The organism is Tardisphaera saccharovorans (assembly GCF_046635845.1).
GTDB lineage: Archaea > Thermoproteota > Thermoprotei_A > Marsarchaeales > UBA168 > UBA168.
This window is the reverse complement of sequence record NZ_JAQQXN010000001.1, coordinates 415,663-440,008: the sequence shown is the minus strand read 5'-3', so window position 1 is coordinate 440,008 and position 24,346 is coordinate 415,663. Positions and strand designations below refer to the sequence as shown.

18 protein-coding genes are annotated in these 24,346 nt (G+C 53.8%); 5 read left to right on the top strand and 13 right to left on the bottom strand.

Translation table 11 applies throughout. The features are described from left to right. Window positions 1-77: 77 nt before the first annotated feature. Window positions 78-329 (top strand): hypothetical protein, encoded by a 252-nt coding sequence (locus tag PRZ02_RS02200; RefSeq protein WP_449464209.1) that lies wholly within the window; start codon window positions 78-80, stop codon window positions 327-329. 326 nt (window positions 330-655) lie between these two features. On the opposite strand, the gene PRZ02_RS02195 is transcribed toward PRZ02_RS02200, so the two are convergent. Further along, window positions 656-829, bottom strand: coding sequence for a chromatin protein Cren7 (locus PRZ02_RS02195; protein WP_449462626.1), 174 nt, complete (start codon window positions 827-829; stop codon window positions 656-658). A gap of 285 nt (window positions 830-1,114) precedes the next feature. On the opposite strand from PRZ02_RS02195, the gene PRZ02_RS02190 reads away from it, so the two are divergent. Next, window positions 1,115-1,543 (top strand): hypothetical protein, encoded by a 429-nt coding sequence (locus tag PRZ02_RS02190; protein ID WP_449464208.1) that lies wholly within the window; start codon window positions 1,115-1,117, stop codon window positions 1,541-1,543. Here PRZ02_RS02190 and PRZ02_RS02185 read toward each other — a convergent pair. Then, complete coding sequence (locus tag PRZ02_RS02185; protein WP_449464207.1) at window positions 1,537-3,288, bottom strand: glycoside hydrolase family 15 protein; 1,752 nt, start codon at window positions 3,286-3,288, stop codon at window positions 1,537-1,539. The genes PRZ02_RS02190 and PRZ02_RS02185 overlap by 7 nt on opposite strands. Window positions 3,289-3,309: 21 nt before the next feature. Next, a complete protein-coding gene (locus PRZ02_RS02180) occupies window positions 3,310-5,232 on the bottom strand; it encodes a hypothetical protein (RefSeq protein ID WP_449464206.1) in 1,923 nt (640 codons plus the stop codon). A 67-nt stretch (window positions 5,233-5,299) separates the two neighbouring features. Here PRZ02_RS02180 and PRZ02_RS02175 point away from each other — a divergent pair, with 67 nt between their 5' ends. Next, window positions 5,300-6,736 carry an alpha-amylase family glycosyl hydrolase gene (locus PRZ02_RS02175; protein ID WP_449464205.1) on the top strand — a complete coding sequence of 479 codons (1,437 nt, stop codon included), beginning with the start codon at window positions 5,300-5,302 and terminating at the stop codon, window positions 6,734-6,736. Continuing rightward, a complete protein-coding gene (gene malA, locus PRZ02_RS02170; protein WP_449464204.1) occupies window positions 6,733-8,628 on the top strand; it encodes an alpha-glucosidase MalA in 1,896 nt (631 codons plus the stop codon). The genes PRZ02_RS02175 and malA overlap by 4 nt, the downstream gene beginning before the upstream one ends. A gap of 40 nt (window positions 8,629-8,668) precedes the next feature. Here the strand turns inward: malA and PRZ02_RS02165 are convergent, their stop codons facing one another. Next, on the bottom strand, window positions 8,669-10,672 hold the full coding sequence (locus PRZ02_RS02165; RefSeq protein ID WP_449464430.1) for an ABC transporter substrate-binding protein: 2,004 nt from the start codon (window positions 10,670-10,672) through the stop codon (window positions 8,669-8,671). A 141-nt stretch (window positions 10,673-10,813) separates the two neighbouring features. On the opposite strand from PRZ02_RS02165, the gene PRZ02_RS02160 reads away from it, so the two are divergent. Next, entirely contained in the window at window positions 10,814-11,290 is a 477-nt protein-coding gene (locus tag PRZ02_RS02160) for a hypothetical protein (RefSeq protein WP_449464203.1), read from the top strand. Here PRZ02_RS02160 and PRZ02_RS02155 read toward each other — a convergent pair. From PRZ02_RS02155 to PRZ02_RS02115, 9 genes are all read right to left on the bottom strand, one after another. Beyond that, window positions 11,287-11,745 carry a PqqD family protein gene (locus PRZ02_RS02155; RefSeq protein WP_449464202.1) on the bottom strand — a complete coding sequence of 153 codons (459 nt, stop codon included), beginning with the start codon at window positions 11,743-11,745 and terminating at the stop codon, window positions 11,287-11,289. The two genes, PRZ02_RS02160 and PRZ02_RS02155, sit on opposite strands and share 4 nt — an antisense overlap. Window positions 11,746-11,780: 35 nt before the next feature. Further along, window positions 11,781-12,545: an ABC transporter ATP-binding protein gene (locus PRZ02_RS02150; protein ID WP_449464201.1), complete on the bottom strand. Its 765-nt coding sequence runs from the start codon at window positions 12,543-12,545 to the stop codon at window positions 11,781-11,783. Continuing rightward, on the bottom strand, window positions 12,546-13,325 hold the full coding sequence (locus PRZ02_RS02145) for an ABC transporter ATP-binding protein (RefSeq protein ID WP_449464200.1): 780 nt from the start codon (window positions 13,323-13,325) through the stop codon (window positions 12,546-12,548). Continuing rightward, a complete protein-coding gene (locus PRZ02_RS02140) occupies window positions 13,294-13,770 on the bottom strand; it encodes a hypothetical protein (RefSeq protein ID WP_449464199.1) in 477 nt (158 codons plus the stop codon). Before PRZ02_RS02140 ends, PRZ02_RS02145 begins: the two co-directional genes overlap by 32 nt. Window positions 13,771-13,775: 5 nt before the next feature. Continuing rightward, a complete protein-coding gene (locus PRZ02_RS02135; protein ID WP_449464198.1) occupies window positions 13,776-14,411 on the bottom strand; it encodes an ABC transporter permease in 636 nt (211 codons plus the stop codon). A 541-nt stretch (window positions 14,412-14,952) separates the two neighbouring features. Continuing rightward, entirely contained in the window at window positions 14,953-15,987 is a 1,035-nt protein-coding gene (locus PRZ02_RS02130) for a hypothetical protein (protein WP_449464197.1), read from the bottom strand. Window positions 15,988-16,065: 78 nt separating this feature from the next. Continuing rightward, window positions 16,066-17,724, bottom strand: a complete 1,659-nt coding sequence (locus PRZ02_RS02125; RefSeq protein WP_449464196.1) for a hypothetical protein — start codon at window positions 17,722-17,724, stop codon at window positions 16,066-16,068. A 53-nt stretch (window positions 17,725-17,777) separates the two neighbouring features. Next, window positions 17,778-22,253, bottom strand: coding sequence for an FtsX-like permease family protein (locus PRZ02_RS02120; protein ID WP_449464195.1), 4,476 nt, complete (start codon window positions 22,251-22,253; stop codon window positions 17,778-17,780). A gap of 11 nt (window positions 22,254-22,264) precedes the next feature. Continuing rightward, window positions 22,265-24,187, bottom strand: a complete 1,923-nt coding sequence (locus PRZ02_RS02115) for a hypothetical protein (protein WP_449464194.1) — start codon at window positions 24,185-24,187, stop codon at window positions 22,265-22,267. Window positions 24,188-24,346 lie beyond the last annotated feature (159 nt).

The following is a 24,346-nucleotide window of genomic DNA, read 5'->3' as shown; positions in this document are numbered from 1 at the left end:
TATCGGGCATTTCAACCTGCGAGCGGACGAATCAACCAAGCCAATCCCATATTTAAAAGCCACCGCGCGTATTTCATATGTCGGACGAGTTAGATCCCGAGGAAGCCCTCAAGCAGCTCGAGATGAGGAAGGAGGAACTCACTAGAGACATAGAGGAACTTGAAGAACAACACAAGAGGGGAACGATCAACGACGAGGACTATCGGGCAAGGCTGAAGGAGCTTCAAAGGCAAGTGGTCGAGGTAATGGATAGGATAGTTCAGATGGAGTTCCTAGCCGGACGGAGACGATCTAAGAGAAGGGGCCTTGTCTTAAAGGCGGATGTCTGAGCGCGGAATCTGAGCACAACCAGCAGAGCTCCGTGCGCTTGGGCAAAATAACCCAAGGAAAGAACGCTAAGCGGAGGTTTATCCTGCTTCCTCAACCCATGAACGCGTTCTTGCTCAATCACCGCCCAAATGTCGGGGCAACTTCTCCCATGCTTTCGTTCCCGAGCGCGGCCGAATTGCGGTTTTTAATCCCTTTTTGATGGCACCCGATGATGAGAATCGCGCGATGAGGCATGGCGCCACGCCTTGCGTGCGCGTTAAGCGGTATCGGGCCTCCCTTGTGCTGAGGGATACCCATAGCAAAAGGAGAAAAAAATTAAGTTATCTCACGCAGGCACTATTTCCTTTTTCACCACGGCCCTAAAGTTCCTATTGCAGGTCGGGCAGTGGAATATGCCATTCGTGAGCTTTACCCTCTTTCCTCCCATGGGCTTGCCCAACATGGTCCATGTCTTAGTTGGGGTTGGCACTTCCGTGCCGTCATAAGGACATTTGGCCATTTTGTGGTCACTCTTAGGAGGCAGAGGCACATAAGCTTAACGCTCTTAAGAGGGGGTTAGTCGTCGTCTTGATGTTTATTCGGGGCAACGCACATTGGGGGGCGCTCATGGCTTGCGCGAGGCGTCGCTTTTACGGGAACTTTCGGCCTCTCATGCGGGCGGCTGCCAACAGCCACTGGGTCGCTTCCCAGGTTCGCCAGCAAGCGGACGAAAACCAAGCGCGTCTCGGGCGTCGCTCGAGCAAGTCCCTTCAGAGATGCATAAAAGGCGGAGCGGGACTATCTTATGGGCTCCAAGACATCGGGGCTTTTAGCCGGCGCCACAGGTGGCCTGGTCTACGGCCTTGGTCAGTCGTCGTACATATCCTTGGTGAGCATCTTCGCGGCTCAAACCGTCGAAAGGGCTCTGGGGTTAGCGCCAACGCTTCCTATGCTGGAAAGCTCGATCGTGTCCACGCTATCCTCCGCCGTCGTGTTTGGTGCCTTCTTCGGTCTCATATACGGATGGAAGTACAACGGCATACCCGGGAGGAGCCCCGCTCTCAAGGGCGTGGCCATGGGAATACTGCTCTTTCTCTTCAACATGGCAGACGTATACCTTTACGAGAAGTTTGGCCTCGCCCTTTTGGGCGCGTTCGTCGCCGTAAACGCGATCACGGCCGTCGCCTATGGCCTCATCTTGGGTTACTTGTACTACAGGCTCGAGCTTTACTGAGGGGCGTAGCCAAGCGAGGCTATAACGTACATGGCGGCTGACCACGTCAATGGTGACGTCGTGGGCAGTGGGTTCCCGTAGTTGGGGTCAATTGCCTCGGGTAGAAGCCCTCCCTGCTGGTGCGCGGCGCACCATTCGAGGAGCGATAGGGCTCCTGTGTAGTTGCCCACCTGCTCGTAATAAATCGCCAGAAACATGGTCGTTATTATCCATGGCGGCATCTTTCCCGTACTATCCCAGCCGTAATGGTAAGTGTCTCCTAGAAACCTGGCCAACCCTCCCTTTACCGTCAGGTACCTTTCTGCTGCCGTCACCGTGGCCACCGCCTCCGGCGACGTAGGCGATACGTAGCCGTAATCGATTGGTGCTATTAGCGAGGAGTCGGGGATCTCGTAGGCCTGAAGCCCGCTTTTGCTAGGTAGCGCATATTGCGCGAACCCCTGAGCTCCGTAGAACGGAGCCATGCTGGAGTTCAGCATCCGCGAAAGAAGGAGGACCCAGCCCGCCTTCATTCCCAGGGCTGAGTAAAGCTGCGCGGAGTCCCTAATTCCTATATCATCAAATGCCTCAGTCCAGAAGTTGTAGGCGTGATCATCCTCCCACACGCTGGCGTCCTCCGGTACGAGGCCCGTCGACTTGACCTGACGGAGCTCCCACGTGAGCGAGGAGTTTATGGCCGGTATCAAAGGCCTCACCTCGCTGGCGTTCCCGCAGCCTAGGTAGAGCTGCCAAACTCCAAGCTGAAAGAGCCCTATGCTGTCGTATTCCGTAGGCGCAGTTTCGTCAGGAGAACCTGTCCAAAAATCGTAGCGGGTATACCAGGTGCCGGCCTGCTGGCCGCTGCTCACGATCTCACTTGCCATCCACTTCCAATACTTGAGGGCCGAGCTCATATGTCCAGAATCGGCAAGGGCCATAGCTGAAAAAGACCCATCTCTGACCCAAGCGTAGAAGTAAGGCGGAGAGGGTGACGCCACGAAGCAACCAAGATAGGGATTCTGGTCATCCTTTATCAGCAGAAGGGACCTGTAGTAAAGGCTCAGAAGGTCTCCCTCCAAATCTGGCTTTCTGGATGAATTGAGCCACGCCTCTACCTCTCTGGCGTTCAGGCTTTCGACGGCAGCAAGGCCCATGGGCACTGAGCTTCCTATCACCACGCCCAGGGTCGCGTTGGAGCTTGGACACTCCGCCAGAACCTGAAACTCACCGTTACTGAAAGACGCAAGAAACTCCCCTTCCGGCATGTACAGCGTTATGGTAGGCTGCGTGAGCAGGGTTAAAGCCGATTGTCCCATGGAGTACCTTACCGGATAGGCCGTCTTCTCCACGAAGAGCACCTTTACTGGTCCAGATAAGAGGTCCTGCGAGACGTCCAGCTGGTCTGAGGAGGGAGGGAAGATAAAGCGAGTCGTTCCATCGCTCCCGTTTACCAAGACCTCGTTTCTGAGGTTGAGCTCGGCACCCGAGGTTTTTCCACCGGTGAGCACGTAGAGCTTCACTGGCAACAGCCCGTAATGACCGCAGTACAGGCTCTGAACTGAGAGGTTGTACCCCGGGAAATAGGGATCCTCGTTGCCTGTGGAAATCCAGGCCGTTTCGTTGCACCAGTTACTCAACAAAAGGAAGTCCGGATACCTCGTGTAGCCCAAGAAGTGATTTCCTCCCCTCCTAAGAACCACAAGCGAAGCTGTAACCACGAGGCCGATGACAACTAGGGCAACCACAAGCCTTGCGGCGCGCTGCATACCTTTCAATCACCATCGCGTTTAAGTGTAAGTCGAACCTGACTTCAGCGCCTTGCGCCTCCTCAGAGAGTAGACCGCGATCAATGTAACGAGACCGATCACGACAACGGCGTAAATCAGTATGAAAGAGTACGAGGGCTCGATCAGGGATACGCTCTTAAATGGATAACGCGAAGCGGCCAGCAGCACGGTGGCGTTGCTTCCCGGGCTTCCCCTGAAGGCGAGGGTGGCGGACGAGTACGGTGCCAACGCAACGGTGTAGTTAAAGGGCGCGGTTCCGTTTGCGGGCCTAAACGTCCCGCCCACTATGACGGAGAGGTTCACCTCGCGATCTAAGCCGTTAGCGACGCGGACTTTCAGTCCCCCTGAGTAGGCCGAGACCGTTATGTTTTCCTTTCCAAGAACTGGCTGAAGAAGGCCCTCCACGTATTTGCACCACACCGATACCGGGCCTGGGTCCACGTACTCCGCCCAGTAGTAATCGGAATCCGACGCGTGGAAAAGCCCTATCTGAGCTTTCATGAGGGTTGAGAAATTGGCACCAAGCAGCTGAGCCGCCTTGTACGCGGAGTGAGCTGCGTTGAGCTCATCCCACATGGGCTGCTGCACGCTCTGCGCCTGCGTTGTCCACTTCGCGAAGCTCATGTCAACCCATGAACCCGTTGGTACGTAATACAACACCTGCGTTGGAGGCACCTTTTCCAGGGCCTGCTGAAGAGTGACCGTCTCCATCACGCCCTCGGCCTCCTCTTCGTCCAGCAAGGCGTAAAAGTCGTTGAGGAAGAGCGCCGAGTTATACGGATATCTCGAGTCCAAGATCCAGTTCTCCCCATCCAAGGCAATGGTCACAACTCCAGACGTTCCATTTGTGGCGTTGTAGATCATGCGAACGACAACCTCAGCGGACTGGGCTGCCTGCTGGGCGGTGGCATCGTTGTTCTGAAAAGCTATGTAGTTAGATATGGCGGAGTCCCTGAAAAACGCCACAATGGTCTTCCCGGTACTGGGGTCTTCGACCACGTAGGGCTGGAAAGGCGATGACTTTTTATATCCGGGGCCAGCCTTAGCTCCCAGGTACTCGCCATAGGAGAGTACCGTGAACCTGATCCCGCTCTCGTTCAAGAGGTCCACGTCCTTCATCGTGAACGCCATTTCCGGCAACCACGCCCCCTTTTGAGTAACGTCAGTAAACGAATCCGTTATGTTCTCTCCCATGATCAGGTCTTCCTTCATCAGGTTGAACCAACCGTAGCGGGATAATATGTATCCGGAGATAGGATGGGCGTAAAAACTGGTTAACCACTCGTCCCTTCCCTCTCTGGAAAGGTTGAGAAAAGTGTCCATGACCCAGCGAACCTCTTTGGCGCAGGTGCCATTAGGAGGATAGTACGAACCCTGGTATTCATATCCTTTGCTCGTCGCGATTTCCCACTGAAGCAAGAGAGGAGGAGATACCTCCTCTGATACGTTTATGCCGGGATTGTTAAGGAGAGCCTGCGCCTTGAAAGCGTAAACCCCGTACCGGTAGTATGGCTGGAGCTCGTCGGAACAAACATGATAGAAAGCGTAATTGGAGAAAAACGTGCCATTGGGATAAAAGTTCGGTGCTTGATGGTCGTGCCAAACGATTGCTACGTATATGGGCTTAGGGTCCTTCACGACGTCGACCTCAGCACTTCTCGTTATCCCGTTGCTTGCCGCTCTGAGCTGATAATCACCTGGCGGAAGACTTACGCGGCTTTGTCCAGCCGGAAGCATAAAGGTGTTCACGAGCTTTCCCGAGGAATAGATGCCCAGCACGAACGGCGCCGACGAGTAAAGCAGGACGCCGCGTGCGGAGACGGCTACTGGATCGGCGTAGAAGACGAAGTTACCGCTGGCTTGGCCAAGGACACCCGGAAGGGGAAGCAGTAAAAGCGCAAGAAAAGCCCAAGCAAGTCTCATATGATCTTCTCGCTTTGAAATAAAACCCTTGTCCCAAGGGCTAAAAGCCAACCGATATTAGTTAAGCATGCCAGTGAGCATATGGGAAAGGGGTGATGGGTACTACTTCGTGAGGTTTTCAAGGCCGGAAAGCTTCAGGAGGTCAGCTTACGTGATAGGGGATTTTAACGCTCACAGCAGGGGCTCCGTTGAGCTGAAGTGGTGCGGGCAGGAGATCTGCGCGAACATCGCCCTTCCTCCTGGGAGGTACAGCTATCACTATGAGATCGATGGAAAGCAGCTGCTAGATCCGGACCCTCAGGGAAGCGAAAACGCGCTCGTGATCCCGCAAAGCAGGGCAAAGCGCCGGAAAAGGGACTTTACCTCCATTTACCAGATCTTCGTGGATAGATTCCTTTGCGTAACCCAGGAAGAAAGGCAGGTGAGAGATCAGGAAGGAGATCAGGGAAGAGAGAGAAAGGGAGCAGACCTAAGGGCCATGGCAGACAAGCTCGATCACGTGAAGGCACTGGGCTTTGGGGCCGTTTACCTGACGCCCATATTCTTGTCGCCCTCTTATCACAGGTACGATGTGATGGATTTCTTCAATGTCGACGATTACCTGGGCGGGAACGCCGCCTTTTCGCTCTTCCTCAGCAAAGCCCACAGCTTGGGCCTTGAGGTCATACTTGACATGCCAGTGCATCACACGAGCTCAAGGTCTCCCTACTTCCTTGAGGCACTTCGGGGCAGCAAGTTCAGGGAGTGGTATTACATGGACGAGGTAGGATACGATACCTTCGCCAACGCTAAATCCATGCCGAAGCTTAACTACAACGGCGCCGGAGAATGGATGAAGGACGTGTTCAGGCACTGGTCAACCTTCGGCGTAGATGGGTTCAGGATAGACGTAGCTTCCGGCATACCGCCGTGCCGCCTATGGGAGTTGAAGAACTACGTCGCAAAGCCGATCATAGCCGAGGTATGGGAAAAGCCCTACATGTGGTTCAACGCGGTCGATGGTGTAATGAACTACCAGTTGTGGGATGCCATCATGAAGTTTTTCCAGGGGCAGACGAGCGCAAGAGATCTCAGAGAGGTAATCCTTGAGCAGAGAAGATTGTTCCCTCGCCCCTTCGCGCTCCACTCTTGGAACTTCTTAGGGACGCATGACACGCCGAGGGCCTTCACGCTTTTAAAAGATAAGATGAGGGCCGCGCTGGTACTCATCTACTTTTTGCCGGGCACGCCGCTCTTGTACTACGGAGATGAGATACCCATGGAAGGGAACGCAGACCCGGATAACCGGAGATGCATGGATTGGAGCGCGGCGCCCGCTCTTTCCGATCTCGTAACCAAGCTAAACGCCTTGCGGAGGCCCAGAGCCATAAGAAGCGTCAAATTGAGGGGAGAGTGCCTCGAGATGGAGACCGACGTGGCACGCGCGTCTTTTTGCCCATCCGGAAAGCACGACGTGTTCTACCGACGGGGAAAGCGTAAAGCCAAATCCGACGTATTCTTATGACCGAAATATCAGTTGAAACGAAGGGAAAAACCCACAGGATCTCAATAAACAACCCTAAGCCAGTAGTTAGGTTCGACTTCAGCGGGGCTCCTGACGAGCAGAAACTGATCGCAAACCTTGGGCTTTCCTTTAAGGAGCAGGAAGATTCCCTAACGGTCACAAAGCCCTTGGGAATCGACGAGCACCTATTTGGCCTGGGCGAGAAGGCCTTTGAGCTAGACAGACGCAGGACGAGGGTGGTCATGTGGAACACGGACGCGTACGGTTACCGCTGGGGAACAGATCCCATGTACGTATCCATCCCATTCTTCATCTCTATAGAAAACGGGAAGGCAAGGGGATTCTTCTTTAACTCCCCATCTAAGATGACTTTTGACTTTGGCATAACGCGCTACGATCAGGTAATCGTGACGATTCCGCAGCTTGAGCTTGAGCTCTTCGTCTTCGACGGCCCTTCCGTTCAAGAGGTTGTCGAGCAATACGTGGAGCTCACTGGAAAGCCACTCGATCCCCCGCTTTGGGCGTTCGGTTACCAAGCGTCAAGGTACACGTACTTCCCGCAGGACTACGTGATCGACATAATAAAAAAGCACAAAGAAAAGGGAATAGACCTAGCCGCCATTTACCTCGACATAGACTACATGGAAAAGTATAAGGACTTCACTTGGGGGGAGAGCTTTCCAGAACCAAAGCGCATGCTTGAAGAAGCCCACAGAACGGGAGTTAAGGTCGTGACCATCGTGGATCACGCCATAAGGGCGGAGCAGGGATACGAGCCCTTCCTTAGCGGCATGGGCCACTTCTGCGAACTTCAGGACGGAAACCTCTACGTTGACAGGATGTGGCCGGGCACCTGCGTTTTTCCGGACTTCTTCAATGACGGGTGCAGGAACTGGTGGGGATCCGAGATAAGGAAGTGGGCTGAGCAGGGCGTCGATGGCATATGGCTTGACATGAACGAACCTGCCACCCTGACGCAGGAGCACGACTTCCGCGGCCCTGTCGTGCACAAGCTCGACGATGGGAGAAAGATAAGGCATGAGCTTGTGCGCAATGCCTACCCTTACTTCGAGGCAATGTCGACCTATGAAGCCCTGAAGACCATAACCGACAAGCCCTTTGTGCTGAGCCGCGCGGGATACGCGGGCATACAGAAGTACGCCATGATATGGACTGGAGACAACTCCAGCACCGAGGAGGCCATACCCCTGCAGCTCTCCCTGGTGCTTTCTCTCTCCATATCGGGTATTCCCTTCGTGGGTTGCGACCTGGGAGGCTTTGCCGGAAGAAGCAACCCATCGCTGGTCCTCAAGTACTACAGGGCCGCCTTGTTCTTCCCGCTTTACAGAAATCACAAGGAGAAGTCGGGAAACGACCAGGAGCCCTTCAGCTTTTACAACGAGGAAGAGATAAAGGAGGCGATAGCGCTAAGGCAGAAGTTTTTACCCTACATCTATTCGCTGGCAAGGGAAGCTCATGAAACCGGGCACCCGATCGTCAGACCCCTCCTCTACGAGTTCCAAGACGACCCCAAAACGTACGGCATCCTTGATGAGTACATGGTTGGGTCAGGTCTCCTTTACGCACCCCAGATATACGAAGGCTCCAGGAAAGTTTACCTTCCAAAGGGCAAGTGGGCAGACTTCTGGAGTTGCAAGGTGATCGAGGGGCCAGCTTGGATAAGCTCAGACATGCCCTACCCGATCTTCATCAGGGAAGGACACGTGATACCCACCGAGGGAGAGGCAAAGGCCTTCGGAACCGGGAGCATAACGCTTTATGACGGATCAGAACTAAGCTATGATGGGAAGCTCTGGAGAGCTCCGTCGGAGCTCAAGAAGACGGTCATAAACCAAGATGGAAGCTGCAAAACCTCACGATTTTTAGCCTAGGCCACTACGGAGTTTTAAGCACATCACAAAGTCCCCCTTACTACCGGTGCCTCGACGCAACGTGAATAACTAGGAAGATAAGGAGGACCATGAGCAGCACCAGCACGACTACGTATATGACGTTCTGCTCCCACCAGTTCACGACCTTTATTGGGCCTTGAACGGCCGAAGAAAGAGGAGGGACAACGCCGTACGACGTGACGTTACCCGGATAACTGAGCTCTATGTAATAGTTACCGCTGGGAGGATACATGGTGGCGTTAAAAGTCCCGTACTCGTTGCTTTGGACCTTCTGGACCACCTTGAAGGGCTTGCCAGCCATGACCGTTATCTGACCGGCTCTTACGGGGGTGCCGTTGTAAATGACGTATCCGTAAAGCCTTATGGCGCTTCCTTCATTCAGTGACCAGGGTGCTACGGAAAAGGCTATGGGGGAAACCGTGAGGTTATAGCCTACAGCCTCCATCAAGTCGTGAACTGCGGTCGCGTTATACGTCGCTGGCTTGGGCATCGATGCCCCTGACCACGAGACTTCCTCAGGCACCAGCGGGGAAGAGGCTGGCTCCGCAAGGCCCCTGAAAAAGGCCTCGCAGAGGTAGCTCGTGGGGATGGCGCGAGAAAGGGCTTCCCTGAACTCCGTAGCGTAGGTAGCACTAGCCGTGGGGTTCACCTTTGATGACGGCAGGGCGGTGCCCGTTCCCCAGATGGGGCTCTTGAGGTTAAGCATCAGTCCAACGTAAATCACTGGCTGCCCTATGGCCCAGTGAACTCTGGGAATTGACCTGTAGAACTGATAAGGCCAAAATTCGTAAGAGAGCACGTAGGCACCTCCTTGGTTCATGAGTTTGAGTTCGTATTGCACTCCCCTTTCGGAGTAGACCACCTCGATGTGATCTATGTTAGGCGTTCCGTTCCAGTATCCCGAGAAGGCCTTCAGGTCATAGGTACCCTGAACCACGCCTGCGATCTCATATGGACCGGTCCCAACCGCCGCGCTTCCCAAGGAAAACTCGCTGCCAAGAAGCCCCTCGTCTCCTAGCTTTGCCAAGATGTTCATGGGATAAACGAAGACGTTACTCAGAAAGACAGGATAGAAAAGCGCAAAGGGCTTGGGAAGCACGAACTCGACTTCGTGGTCGTTCACCGCGATTACCTGTCCCACGTACGACGTTCCGTTTGTGTAGTAGGTCGTGCCGTTAGACAGCACGAGCTTGACCGCATTTCCCAGGACCGTCCCGTAGAGCTGCCGCATTGTCGAGCCGGTCAAGGGGTCAAGTACCGCCTTAATCGACCAAACCACGTCGTCTGCTGTCATGGGCTGACCGTTCTGAAAACTCACACCTCTTCTGAGGTAAACGTACCAAGTGGTCGAGTTGCTTTGCGTCCAGTTGACCGCGAGGCACGGGGCATAACCACTCGAGCTGGGAATAACCAGCGGCTGGAAGACCGCGTAAGCCGGGAGTCCAGTAGCGCCAAACATGGGTAGAACTGTTGAGGGGACAGGACCGTACTCGATGTAGGTAACATTTTGAGTCCCGCTCCAGAGCCAGGGTTCGGGAAAGTAAGCTGAAAGCGTGGGATTGAAACCACTTATCTGGGGGCTCAAGGCCCAAAGGGGGCGCGCGTAGAACAGGGGAATCTCGTAACTGTTCTCGCTTATCGTGTCGAGCGCCGCCTGAAGGTAAAGGGAAAAACCAGTCTCCTCGTACTTGCTCAGGTTACCAGCAACCGATGGCACATAGGTCGATACCAAGCTGTAAATCGGGTTAAAGGGGTTCACCGAGGGAGACAAGACCTCGGACAGAAGAAAGGCGTCATACCCTCCCTGAGAGTAATTTAGGCCAGACTGATAAAAGACCCTGCTGTAGGCGGCCGTCCAGCTCAAGTTCTCGGGGATTGCACTTATCCCAGTTGAAGCTATGGATGCCGTCACGAGATATCCCAAGTCGCTCTCCTGAGGAGTGAAGGCCACGTTAACAGTTATGCCACTGGAGGCCTGAGCGGATCCAGAGGGCAAAAGCACCGCAAGCAAGAGCAGGATCACCAAGCCCTTAGCACCGTGCAGTTCCTATCGCCTCCTCCAAAAACCACATATCGCTCTCCTTCCTTCAAATTTAAGCGTTTAACTTTGCCGAGCAAGCTCGAACAGCACCGAGCGCTTAAATTTGTGAGCTTACATTTTATCGTGAGTTACACACCCGTCATAATCACCTACCTGAAGGAGAGAGTAAAGAATTGGCAACGTTATGAGGACTTCGTGAGCATGGAGCTCAAGGACTCTCCATTAGACGTGCTCCTCTTCAATTCCGTGCCCGTGGAGCTGACGTTAGGGGAAGTAAACTGGGTACTAATTGGTGTGAAGAAGGGCTACGAGGGAGAGGCAAGCGCCGAGCTGACGTGGAAGGGTTACATAAAACGGACACCCCAGTTCGTGGGCCCCAGCGCAAAGGAACTCAACTCCGATCCCATGCTCATTGAACTCATAAAGCTTATAGATCCAGTTGGAGCTGAGGTCGCCGTTAAAAAGGCCGAGGACAGGGCCGACTTGAACGTGAGCATAAGCGTTTTCTACCTGCCTTCTCCAGGCTTCAAGACCAAGCTGCTCGGTGCTGTAAGGGCAATTGAAGTAATGTACGGTGATGTAGCCAAAAAAAGGCCTTAACCTTCGCCCACTTTCGCGGGACCTTGCTCCGCGGAGCGCGGCTTTCCTGTCTCTGGCTTTTCGGCCGCGCGCTGCGCTATGTCGGTTATCATGAATGCTATGAGTCCTCTCTTCGATAGGTCTTTCATGAACTCGCTCAACGAAACTGCCGCCTCGGCCTTAGTAAGCTTGAACTGGCTCGCTATATCGTCTATTATGTTTTGCACCGTGTGAGTACCATCGCATCTCTGCCACACAAAGGTTCCCAGCACGTCGAGTTTCACCACCTTCTTGTCTGGAGGATTCAGCAGCAAGCTGACCCACTTAGACGGCTTCTTGAGAGGGACTTCAAGCTCCACGGTTCCTTCTTCCGTGCTCCTGGTCACCACAACGGGATTTCTTACGGGATATGACGAGAGGAACTGGGACCTGTCGATTCCCTGCTCTTTGCTCTTTTTCCCGAGTCCAAAGGGCATGATAAAGAAAAAGCGGGAAGCTTTTTACGGTTTGCTCAATACCTTATCTTGGCGTCATTTGGCCCTATCTCCACTTCTATTTTATCCTCGATTCTCTGGAACTGCCCATCGGACAGCCATGCTATCCTATCAGACACGTCTATGACCTTGAGGTCGTGCGTATTAGTTATCACCGTTACGCCAAGCTCCTTGTTGAGGTCCCTCAGCAGGCCTATTATCTCAAGCCCGGTGTTGAGGTCCAAGTTGGCCGTTGGCTCGTCTGCCAGTATGATGCTTGGCTGATTCGCCAGGGCCCTTGCTATGGCTACCCTCTGCTGCTGGCCGCCTGAAAGCTCGGTTGGAAGGTGATCCATCCTATCCTTCAGGCCGACCCTTTCCAGAAGTTCAGCTGCCCTCTTCTGCCTCTCCGCCTTGCTAATTCCCGCAAAAACCATGGGAAGGGCCACATTATCCAGCGCGGTGAGGGTTGGGATTAGGTTAAAGGTCTGAAATATGTAACCTATCCTGTGAGCTCTAAACGAGCTCAGCTCCTTGTCGGAAAACTTGCTCAGATCCCTCCCATCTATGCGCACCTTGCCCCTAGTGGGCCTGTCAAGGCCTCCTATCATGTTGAAGAGCGTGGTCTTACCTGAGCCGGAAGGACCCATAACCGTCAGGTACTCTCCCTTTCTGACCTTCAGGTTTATGCCCTTTAGCGCCACCGTTTCTATACCACTGCTAAGAACGTAAACCTTCCAAAGGTCGACTACCTCTATGACGTATTCCTGCTCTTCTTGAGCCGATATCTGGTTCTGAGACACTTACATCACCTGTTTGCTCATTCCCCTCTTGACCTCGCCCTGCTCCGTGCTGGACTCAACGGCAACTTCTGCCCTCTCCTCGATCCTCTCTATCTTTCCGTCCCTGAGCCAAAGTATTCTGTCCGCCACGTCCAAGAGCTTAAGGTCATGAGTTGCCGTCATTATGGTTACGCCCTTCTCCCTGTTAAACTGCTTAAGCAGATTTATTATCTCAAGCCCGGTGTTGAGGTCCAGGTTTCCAGTAGGCTCATCAGCAAGGATTATGGTTGGGTCATTCGCCAGGGCCCTTGCTATGGCTACCCTCTGCTGCTGGCCGCCTGAAAGCTCGTTGGGCTTGTGATTCATCCTCTCCCCGAGTCCGACCCTCTCCAGAAGGTCTTTAACCTTCTTCTCCCTTTCCTCCCTGTCCACACCCGCGAATATCATGGGCAGCTCGACGTTTTCGAAGGCCGTTAGCACCGGAATGAGATTAAAAGTTTGGAATATGTAGCCTATCTTTCTGCTCCTAAGCCAAGCTAGTTCATAGGCGTCGAGCTTCGATATGTCAACCTCGTCGATGTAAACGGACCCCGACGTGGGCCTGTCAAGGCCTCCTATCATGTTGAAGAGCGTGGTCTTACCTGAGCCGGAAGGACCCATGAGAAGCATGAACTCCCCGCGCTTTATCTTGAACGATACGTCTTCAACGGCGTTGACCTTTATGCTTCCCCCCTTTCCCAGAACGTAGGTCTTAGATAGATTTTCGACCTCAACCGAGTACTCTATTACCGTTTCGCTCACCTCCCTTCTTAACGACTTCCTCAGGCGCCGTCCCCTCTCTGGCGGCGCGTCCCTTCTGGCGCTCGAGCTCTGCCTTTGCCTTTTCATCCTCGTACTTCTTGAGGCTGCTCATCACGCCCTTCCAATCGACTCCCTCCTCAACTAGCCATATCAGATGCTCCCTGAGTTTTTTCTCCATGGTTTCCTTTCCCATTCTCGAAGCGTTCCACGTGCAGAAAGGAGAGTAGAACCTGGCATCCACCAGCTCCGGCTTGTTGTTCTCCACCTTGAACTTTATGAAGCCCAGCTCGTGCAGATAGCAGTCGGGATTGGGGCATATTATGTCGATCTCCATTTGGTCTTTCTTCAAGAAAACGAGGCCGTAATCCGCCGCGCTCCTTATGTAGGTGCCGCAAACGCACTGCACAACGTCGCTTGACTCATGAGATGTTTGGGCCTGAGCCATTTTTCTTACACCTCATACCTGATGGCCACCGCTGGACTCAGGTTAGCAGCCCTGTAGGCGGGATATACCGTGGCTATAACGCTGAGTATGAAGGCAACGCCGACGCCCACCACGAAGTAGCTCACGACGCTTGGTCCAATAGCAACAAAAGATGACGGCAACGAGGCGGCTCTTGCGACATATGCAAACCCGTACTGGGAACCGTATACGGCAGCTGCCACACCGTAGCCTATGACAACACCCAAGAAGCCGCCTATTATCCCCACTATGCTAGCCTCTATCATGAACAGCATCACCACATGTGAGGTCAGCGCTCCCAGCGTCTTCATGGTTCCTATTTCCCTATACCTTTCGGTCACCGACATCAGCATGACGTTGACTATGTTGATCGTCGTTACCAGAAGGGCTACGGTCACCATCCACACCTGATACGCGTGGACGCCTCCAGCCATATTCCCCTCCACTGCCGCAGTTATGTCGGCTCCCGCTATCACGTATATCATGAACGCAATCCCCATCACGTTACCCAGGAGCAGCACCAGGGTCCTGTTGAACCTTCTTTTAATGTTATCAATCGATACCCTAAGCGCTTCTCCAAAAGGAAGATCGACCTTTCCGTAATCCGCTCTTTCCGAGGACAAGCGATATCAATAAAATGACGTCCATCACTTTTAAACTTTTTTTAACCAGAAACGCCGTCAAGAACGGCACAGGCCGCTGAAGCGTGTTCGTCGCATTAAGCACGTCGTACAAGCAGAAATCCGACAAAGAGAATTGCACGAGGCGGGATCGCCGTCCAGACGAAAGCCCTCACAAGAGACACATTCACCTTTGTCGCCGAAATCCCGTCCGTTAGGAAAGGGATAGAAAGGCTAGACCAACATATGAGTGTTTCAGGAGTGTTCTTCGAGAGTCGAAGGCCTCCCTGAAGCGCAAGCGCCCGACAACGACCTGAACGCCGTGAATAGCGGACCTAACGAGGGGGGCGGGCCGGGTCCCGCAAGCAAAAAAAAGGCGAGGGTACACCGCGCTACTGAAACACCGGCCGTGATGAAGGGGTAGTTTACTAAGCCATATCATCCTTTTCCCGGTCGGTACTGGTCGCAGCTGAGGCCGGCACGAGCACGAGGAGCGATGGTCCAATCTGGCTCACCTGGCCAAGGCGCCTGTTCGGGATTATGCCTATGCCGAATCACCTGCCGTCTCCTGATAACCTGAGTGACAACGCACGTAATTCGGCGGGGAAGTCAGATCGTTGACTTTTTTCCTCCAATCTTCCCTCAAGGACAAAGGAACCACGAGCACGTAAGCGGAGCTACTCTGAGCGCATTTCCACCCGTACGCGGAAAGGTACTGCGGCATACCCCTTAGTAAGCCTCCCCCCACGGAAAGAAGGACCAAGTAGCCCTCGTGCCCGTTCACGTTTACCTCAACCGGTCCGAACCGAACCCTGGCACTTCCCACGTATTTACCTGTTAACGTAGCAGCTTCCTGTGCCGTCCAACTCGCGAGATCCGAGTTGCCGAACCTGATCAAGTTCACCTTTTCGATGATGAGCTTCCTAACCGGCGGCAAGGGAGGCGGGCGCAACCATGAAAGTGTTCCCCTCTTCTTCCCCTCGATTTCCCAGTGGCCCAAGAAAACGGCGATAAGCCTACCCACCTCCGCCTTCTGGACGTCCAAGCGGTAATCCCTTGGAAGTTGCAAGTCAAGTCCAAGGTATCTCCACGTCAGAGTGCTCAGGGAGGAGTGGCATGAAACCGAGCTTAAGATCGATTTAAACGCGCCGTAGTCGTCGCCATCGGTGTAGCGCAAGTAATAATAGCGATCTGAGGTACCACAATACCAGATCGCGTCATAACCCCGCAGGCCTCCGCCGTACCACTTGCTTATCACCGCGGAGTGACCTCCTATTCTCTCGTGCGAAATGCCCTCGTCAAACTCCATGTCCTTTATCTTCTTCTTTATCTCCTTATGGTAGTTTTCAGCCACCTCTTCCGGCTCCAGAAGCTTTTTCGTGAGCGCCTTTCCTCTCGCCCTTGCTTCCTCCTTTGTTTTTTTCCAATTGGCCTCTTGCCAACGGACCTCCAACCTGGCTTTCTCGAGGTCCTGTATTCCCAACACGGTTTCGTTATTTGATATCCTTATGGCCGAAACTTCCCATTCCGAGGGAATATCAACCGAAAAGCCTCCGAAGCTGAGGTTCTTGAGCTCCATAGCTAAATCACCGAGGCAGCCATTTATAAGGCCCCCCTGAACGCGAGAGACAACGCCAAAGCTCTGCAAGAAAAGGCGTCAAGGAAGACCCTCTTGGGATTCCCGCAGTATCTCCCGCAACCTCCTTTCCTTTGACCTGTTGCGGTAAATCGAGTACGCCAGAAGCCCAAGGCCCACTGCGGCCAGCACAGCACCGATGCTCAAGAACATCGTCCAGCCGCTCGTGAGTCCCAAGTAGTCAACGTTACGCACGGATATCGGCTTTCCGTTCACGTAAAGCCCACTTGAGTTCCAAGATATCTCGTTGCTCCCGTAAAATATCTCGTGGTCGGAGTCCGGCAGTGGCTTTCCCAGAAAGTGAAGCGGCTGCTCGGTGAAGTTAGCCACGTAAACGTTGAAGGGTAGCCTGTAGGAGCTCGGCTCAGGAGCGTAGAAGTACCCTATGTACGTCGACGATAACCCCACCTTAACCGACGAGTTGTCAGAAGACAGTATGTAATTCATCTGAGGAGTTATCTCATTTGAAGCGTAGAACACGTACTTGTAGCGGTCAACCACGTGAGGATGAGCGTAGACGAACGCCTCGGAAACGTAGTCAAATGGAATTCCCATCTTTATCAGGGAGTAAAAGAGCTCTTGCTGATAAGCCGCCGTCTGATTGCGGTTTCCAATTGAGAACGTCGGCCTTATGACGAGCACATGGGAGATCGACGTAGTCGGCAGGGGAAGATCGTTTATTTGAAGAGCTGGGTCAAGCACGAACTCTTGCAACGGGACGAAGTTCCCATCTGGCCCAACGAAGAAAGCGTTCACGAGCGGCGTTGCCCCCGACATGTAGGTCGAAACCTCGTTCAGCTCAAACTTGAACAGCGCCATGCCCGAGGTGTCCCTGCTCGACGAGGTTATGGCCGCGAAAGAGTCGTCAACCCATAGCTCGCCAACCGATTGCTCATATGAGGGAGACATGGGGGCAGTCAGTATGACGTAAGCGTAAGGATATGACGTGTAACCCTGAACCGGCCTAGCAAGCGCAAGGTCCTGAGTGAGGGTGAAGTTAGGCCTAACCTCTTGGTAGAACGTGTAAAGGGATTGAACGGTGTCCAGATCCTCTGCAACCGAGTCATATTGAACGATCCCGTAAGCCAGGTCGGGCCTAACCCCTCTGGAGTAATTGATGAGCTCCGCAGCTATTTGAGCCGCCGACTGCACCGCCCACTCCGCAAAAAGAGGCGTGTAAACGGTGCCGTTTTGTGCAAAGACCAACCTTTGAAAACCCCTGCTCTGAAGCCACGAGTACCACGATGTGAGCTCGGCCTTAGGAGGGTGCCTTACCCACAGAACTCCCCACTGGCCATATGCCATAGCTCCCAGCAGCACACCCTTGACGTTACTCTCGTTTATCGCGAGGAGACAAGCCCTAAGCTCGCTTTCCACCTGCGAAAGCGCTGACCCGTTGTAGAGATCCACCTGAGGAGGGATGACCAACTCCACGTAAAACGTGACCTTCGGGTAGCGAGCTGCCAGCGAATCCACTAGCCGCACTCCCGAGACGTTGTCCACGCTCACGTCCTCGTAAATGAAAGCGGAGAAGTTCGAAGAAAACTTTGACAGATACCAGGAGGCCGGCCTGGGGTTTTTATAGGGAAAGTATCCCAGTATGGAATCGGTTGAAAGGTTTTTCGGGGCGACTGGCTGTCCAGCGGCCTCCACGGTCCCGAGCATTACAACTAACAGCAACAAAGTCGCCTTAAAGGTAGCGTTCAACGGTTGCTCATCCCTAAAGGCTCGTCCTAAGCCGGTGACCCGCCGCTTATGTACTTCTCCCTCTGTTCTGGCCTCAGCGTCCTCCACAGCAGGACCTGAGCCCTTAGGTCATCTAGGAACGGCGCGCTTCTGGCCTGCCAAAGCCCTGGATCTCCAGTTAACAGCTTGAGGTTCGCAAACAGCGTGTAATCCATGGTTGCACCCTGGACGAAGTCCAGCGTGACCAGTTGCGATATGCCCATCTCGAGGGGAGCAAGCCTTATCTTGACGGTGAGCTTCGCCGCGGCCTCATCCAGAACCGGCTCCTCATCCACCCTGAAGGAAGGCTTCTCGTACCCAACCCCGGCGTAGTATTCCCTAAGGTACCTGAGCACGCCGATGGTCTCCTCTTTCTTTGAAAGCTTCATGGGAAGCTCGATGCTCCACTCCGTTCCCTTTGCCCTCGAGGTTGGCCTCCACCTCCTACTGAGCGATGGAGTTATGAGCCTGCTCGAAATGCGGCTCGGATACACGGCTCCTGCTAACGTTGCGACGAGTATCATGAGTAGCGAAACGAGCATGGACCAAGACGTGAAGTTGAAGGTGAAAGATGAGGGAAGCATATGAGAACTTATGAACACGTAGTCGAGGAAGAAGCCGAGGAGGAATCCAAGCACCGCTCCAATGAGCGCGTACACAAGTGCCTCCGTCACGAACATCATAGACGCGCCGCTTGGCGAGAGACCCAAAGAGGCGTACGTGTATATCTCCCTTCTTCTTATTTGCACGTTCTCGTAAAGCGCGTTAAGTATGGCGAGCGCTGCTATAAGGAGAAGTGCCACCGTAAGCGAGAACCCAAGCAGCGAGTAAGTCGAAATGACAGAAAGCGAGATTACGGAGCCGCGCTGACCGCCGCTGGACCCGTGCCCTACGTACACCGAGGGAGTTATGGGATACCTCATGAGCTCAGCGTAGGATTCCAGCTGCGTCTCGTTCATCGGGTACTTTGGAACAAGCTCCACGCTCGACAGGAACCCTCCGAGATCCTTTGCCACCTTCCAGTCAATTACGACGAATTGGGAGGGAAGCACGGGCTCCGGTAGCGATACCGATGAATACGCGGTGCTGTATCCCTCGTCAGCTGCGCTGTTGTAGAATGGGCTTATGGGGAGAATGGGGAAGCCGTCGTAACCGCTTCCCGTGACGTTATTAGACATTATCCCAACGACCGTGAACTCACCAACCCCGTAGAAGTTTACCTCCTGTCCTACGCGTATGTTCATCTGCTGGGCCAGCTCCTGCGGCACTATAACGCCATGGCCAGTCACGTTGGCGGTACCCGATATGATGAACTTGGAGAAGAACTGGGAAGCCTCGCCGGATGGAATGCCCATGAATGCCAACATCTGTATGGAGGTCTGGTTTGTTCCTTCGACCTGCACCGGCAGGGCAGTCTCCAGCGAGTACACGCCTACCTTGTATATCAGCGTTGGGTAGTAAAGATAAGTTGGCCAGTAGTAGAAGGCATTCCCGCCTATACCCTTAAGGTAATTCATCATCTGGTCGCCCATGACCTGCGGGGGCATGCCGTGATACCACTTCACGACGATTGCCTGTTGGGGCGGAACGCCAACTGAAGGTACTCCTGTCTTCGCAATCCCTATCCCGCTTGAAGTGGAGGTTAGCGCCACGTTTCCGGCCGCAAATATAACTATGGTGGCAAGAGTAAGCGCGGTCATAAGAGGCCTTCTTCTCATGTTCGCCACCGCCGTGCTGGCCGCGTGAAGCGAAGCCGCACCGGTCGACCCGGTTACCTGGTGAGCCCCGAGCCTGGTTTCGGCTCCCTGTTGCAAAACCTCCCTTATCTCCCCGTAGAAGACCCAAATTATGAATAGAGCAAATATGAGGAGCCCAACCCCAAGCACCGTCATGGTTGAGTTACTTATCACGGCCAGGCTTGGGTTGATGAATGAGAACACGTAGAGGAGCACGCCGATGATCGCGAAAAGCGCTATTATCCTCTTGAATCCGGAGAAGTGGAAAGTCAGCTCCTCAAAGAAGTACGCGAAGGGTATTATGAGGAAAGTGAAGAATATCATGCTTCCCGATATCTGCCCATACATGGGCATTAGTTGCGTTGAGTAGGCCTGCGAGGAGTAAGCAAGAGAGACAAGGGAATCGTTGTAGGCGGCCGCGTAGTTCAACTCAGTTAAGTTATCATGAGCGTAATTGAGGTATATCTTGGCCTTGGCCATAAGCTGTACAAGACCCGGAGAGGTAGCGTAATGCGATTCCAGCTTCGCGTACCTTTCCTCAACGAGGAGGTACATGTCTTGTGCCTGTTGGTAGAACGTGTCCGTTATCTCATAAGGCCCATTTATAAGGTACCCGGCACCCCTTGGTTCAGAGGTACTTGCGTTGTCGAGAATTATGAGCGGCCCGACCTGAACCGGATTTGGATCGTAAGTGAGCACTATGTTTTCGCCCTTCTGCACGAAAGCCGTGGCTACAGTGGTCGCTGGATCGTAGTAAAGTCCCCAGAACGTGGGCGCCGCGCGCGTGGTCTCCTTGTAGACGCCCATCACTGCAGGCTCTGAGAAGAACGTGAGGTACGTGTCCCTCGGATCGTATATCTCCGCGGGGGACATGGTCCTAGTGTCTAGTATGTTGAAGGCGGTAACCGGCTCGGCTTGGAACATGGGGATGGATATGTACGAAGGCTGGTAAACGACGTCGGGTATTGACGTGGCCAGTCCACCTGACACGCCCTGCGCGGTCCCATAGACACCGTAGTTAGGGGCGTAGTCGAGTTGGCCCGTCGAGCCATTGATCTTCCACGCGAGGAAGCTCTTGCTCGTGTAAGGTATTGCGCCATAGTAGTCCAGTGAACCGTTCGCATTGGTGATGTACCACTGGCTACCGAACTCCCACCAATCGGGGTTCTGTGCGGGTCCCATGGGGACCTGCAGAAGGGAGTCGGGAACCGGAGCGTACCAACTGGTGTTCGGGCTGAACTCCACGGTCCTAACGTCCACGGTCACAAACCCGACGTACGCTCCCGGCACAGTACCTATCACCGCAGGAGCATCTGATGACCACGAAATACCCAGATCCTCGCTGTTCGCAAACCCCGCGATTATGGCGGCAGCCGTACGGGCCTGTTGAACGACGTTATCCCAGTTCGTGTAGCCAAGGTTATTCAGAGGGGTAAGCCAGGTGGTTCTCTGGTCAAAAGACGTCCTAAGGGTGAAACCCAGGGTGTTGGTCTGCACTATGGGTTCCACATCAAGCATGTAGAAGGTCGGCTGCGTTCCCCAGTCCTCTGCCCCGTGCATGTAAAACCTGACCGCCGGTAAGCCGGTGGAGAGATTTAAGTTGAGTCCGGCCTCTTGGATGAACTGGTCAGCCTCCGGCTCCAGGTACGACTGATATTTCGTCTCCGCATAGGAACCCATGTCGTACCCTGTGAAGAAGCCATAGTTCAGGGCATCAAGGCTCGAAGACCCCGAGGAAAGGTCGAGGTCTATGTCCATCCATATCTTCGTTGTCCCCCGCATGTTTGAACTCGAATAGAGATACTCGTGCACAAAGGCATAGGGCCCGACAAGCCCTTCCCAGTAGCCCGAGTACGCCACTATCCAAAGCGTGTTGGCGGGACGGTTTTGCGAGAAGTACTTAGCCAGATCAAGGAGGGTTGATATTGCAAGCGCGTCCTGCCCTCCTGGAGCTATGGCGGGCACCACGCTCCAAGAGTCGTAATGCGCTGACGCGATAATTATGTTCTGGGGCGAGACCGTCCCATTGATTATTCCAATTATGTTGTATGAGGTGACGTTCTCCCACCTCATCCCATCGTGCAGATAAACGATGCCCTGACCCTGCGCAACCTTGAGAAGCTCGCTAGCTGCGCTACCCTGCACGTAAAGCCTCGGCAGATATAAGGGGTCTGGGTTCGCCTTAACCCTGCTTTCAAGCGATGTGGTGTTCTCCGGTGCCAGGAATATCACGGCCTTGGCACCGAGCTCGGCCGCGTAAAGCCAGTTGGCACCGGAATTGAAGTTCTCTAGGACAACGGAACCCTTTATTACCTTGCCGTCCATATCCGACAAGGTGCCGTTACCGACGTAAACCAGCCTTCCGCTCACGTATCCTTGTGTCCAGCCAGGCACCGGTCCGTTCGGCCAAAGGGCGTAGGCGGTCAAGTTCTGATGTTCGGATGGAACGTAAACCCACGACCCAGTGTCAACTGGAACGGCTGCCTTGAAGCTCTCGTTGACGACCTTCACGCCGTCCTGCCTCAAGGCGTATTCTATGAGCTTGGCAGCCTCTAAATTTCCCTGATAACCCGTAACCCTCGTGCTGATCGATGAGAGTTGCTTCGCGTACTCCCTTATCTGGGACACGCTCAGCGAGTTAACGGCACCAGAGAGATATGCGGATGAGCCAGCGCTCTGGGCCGAAGACACCTCCATCCCCAGCACGGTCAGGGCAAGAATCGCCAGAACGAGGATTTTACTCTTCAAATGTCTCACCTCTACCATGGCCAAAGCCATGCCGACTTGGCAAGCATGGCCAAGATCGTGGCGAAGAACAGCGCAAGGCCTTCACCTAAAGCCTCGCCTGCGACCACGGGGGCCCTGTACGTGTTCCAGTTTTCCCTTCCCCCCACAAATCTGGGCATAACGTAGTAGCCGATCGCCGAGCCCAAAAAGAAGGAAAACGCCGTCGGAAAACCGGCGTAAAGTCCGAACAGGAACCCGAAAGTAGACCAAAGCATACCCACTTTCCTGTGAAGTAATTCCCCTATCCCTATCACGGCCATTACTATGAGCGCTGAGTAAACTATTATGGAGGGCGTAAAGGTCAACCCCCTCGTGACTATCAGGGAATCGGTCTGCGCGCTCACAGGATAAGAGAATATGGTCGCAGGATAAACCGACGAGGGTATGGGCGCGATTCCCCAGAAGTAGTTAATAGATATAAGGCCTATAACGGTGCCGAGGATCGCGGTGAGGATGGAAAGCTTCACCAGGTCAATTGGCTTGGTCTCCGTCAAGAGCGCCGACCTTATGGTCTGCGAGAAACCGCCTGCGGCCGTTCCCACTATGATGGGCGGGGCAACGAAGCCCGTGTAACCTACGTAGGGCGTCATGTAGAGGACAGCCTGCCAGGACCAGCCGGGCACTCCTGGCACCGCAAAGCCCAGCATCCCCTGAGTTGCTGAAAGTATAACGGCTACCACGAAGCTGAACCCAACCGACATCACGAGAGGAACCCAGAGAGGGACCTGCGGGATGAGGTAATGGAAAAGCGCTACCGATGAAAGCGTGGCAACGAGATACATCAACAAAAGTGTGGTGACAGACGGAAAGCCCAGTATTGACGTGGACCTCTTGCCCACGCTGATAAGCGCCTTAAAGAGCGACACTATACCTTTTCTTGCCATGATGCCTATCATGAGCGCCCCTCCTATCATGAAACCGATTTGGGGCGCAAACCAAAGCGTTGAGAATGAGCGCGTGTTTATCGCTATCAGTCCCATCCCCTTGAAGTAAGAGGAGCTCCACTTGGGGAAGACGTTTGGCCAAGTAGTGACAAAGAGGGACTGAAACACGTCCACCATGACGGCGGTTATAAACATGATCAACGCGGCATCGTACGGGAAGATAAATCCACCCACGTAAGAACCAAGGGGTGTTGGAAATGCTAGGACTGCCCCAGGAAGGATGCCCTGTATAACCCAAGTGAAGTCGTCATAAGGCAGGGGAATCAGGGCGAAGTGGCTTACGGATGGCATTAGGTAAACCAGTATGCCGAAGGCCGCACCGACCCCCATGGCCGTGAAAAATGGCTTCACGTAAGACTTTGGCCTGTCACTCATGAATGTCACAAACGAGACGTCGACGTTTGCGTAGGGGAAGGGATAGTTCTCCACTTCCACAAACGCCCTTGCTATCATCATGTCTATGGCTATCTCTCCGACGAAGCTAAGCGCCGACATCACCGCATAGTAAGAGACGGCCGGCAAGAAAGCCGGCTGGAAAAAAGACCGAACATTATATGCCGGGGAGTTATAAGGTGGAGCTAGCCACGAGGGAACTAGATCGGCCAACGGGACGCCGTTTATCTTGTAAATGAACGCAAAGGGGGAGTGAATGAAGTAAGTCCTATACAGCAAGAGGCTCACGAACGTACTGCCCCACGTAGCTCCTCCCACACCGGCCCCGTAGTAAAGTATGAGCGTTTCCTGCTTGGTCAGTGGCTGCCTGAAGAGCCTAGCTATTTCGACCATAAGAACCGTCGTGGCAAACACGGCGGGCCCTGCAAGCCCAGATCCGATTAGGAGACTAGCGTATATCGACACTGGAATGAACATCAAAGCGGAACCGACAACTCCAAGAGCAGAACGCCAGGTGAAACCCGACTTGAACTCAGGCTTCCTTGTCTCTAAGGCCATAAGATCACAAGTCATTAAAATTTAAGTCTTTACTCTTTTTGCGGCTCCTGCAATTCCGGAAAAGAGCCAGTAATTATTCTAATAGTAATAGAACTATAAGCCTTCCCAACCGTTAAATGACGACTATATTTAAGTTAGGATATAAAAAAGTTCTTAGTT

Bases quoted from the DNA above. Each gene is read 5' to 3' on its own strand.
- PRZ02_RS02200 (WP_449464209.1), top strand. From the start codon at position 78: ATGTCGGACGAGTTAGATCCCGAGGAAGCCCTCAAGCAGCTCGAGATG.
- PRZ02_RS02195 (WP_449462626.1), bottom strand. From the start codon at position 829: ATGGCCAAATGTCCTTATGACGGCACGGAAGTGCCAACCCCAACTAAG.
- PRZ02_RS02190 (WP_449464208.1), top strand. From the start codon at position 1,115: ATGGGCTCCAAGACATCGGGGCTTTTAGCCGGCGCCACAGGTGGCCTG.
- PRZ02_RS02185 (WP_449464207.1), bottom strand. From the start codon at position 3,288: ATGCAGCGCGCCGCAAGGCTTGTGGTTGCCCTAGTTGTCATCGGCCTC.
- PRZ02_RS02180 (WP_449464206.1), bottom strand. From the start codon at position 5,232: ATGAGACTTGCTTGGGCTTTTCTTGCGCTTTTACTGCTTCCCCTTCCG.
- PRZ02_RS02175 (WP_449464205.1), top strand. From the start codon at position 5,300: ATGCCAGTGAGCATATGGGAAAGGGGTGATGGGTACTACTTCGTGAGG.
- malA (WP_449464204.1), top strand. From the start codon at position 6,733: ATGACCGAAATATCAGTTGAAACGAAGGGAAAAACCCACAGGATCTCA.
- PRZ02_RS02155 (WP_449464202.1), bottom strand. From the start codon at position 11,745: ATGCCCTTTGGACTCGGGAAAAAGAGCAAAGAGCAGGGAATCGACAGG.
- PRZ02_RS02140 (WP_449464199.1), bottom strand. From the start codon at position 13,770: ATGGCTCAGGCCCAAACATCTCATGAGTCAAGCGACGTTGTGCAGTGC.
- PRZ02_RS02130 (WP_449464197.1), bottom strand. From the start codon at position 15,987: ATGGAGCTCAAGAACCTCAGCTTCGGAGGCTTTTCGGTTGATATTCCC.
- PRZ02_RS02115 (WP_449464194.1), bottom strand. From the start codon at position 24,187: ATGGCCTTAGAGACAAGGAAGCCTGAGTTCAAGTCGGGTTTCACCTGG.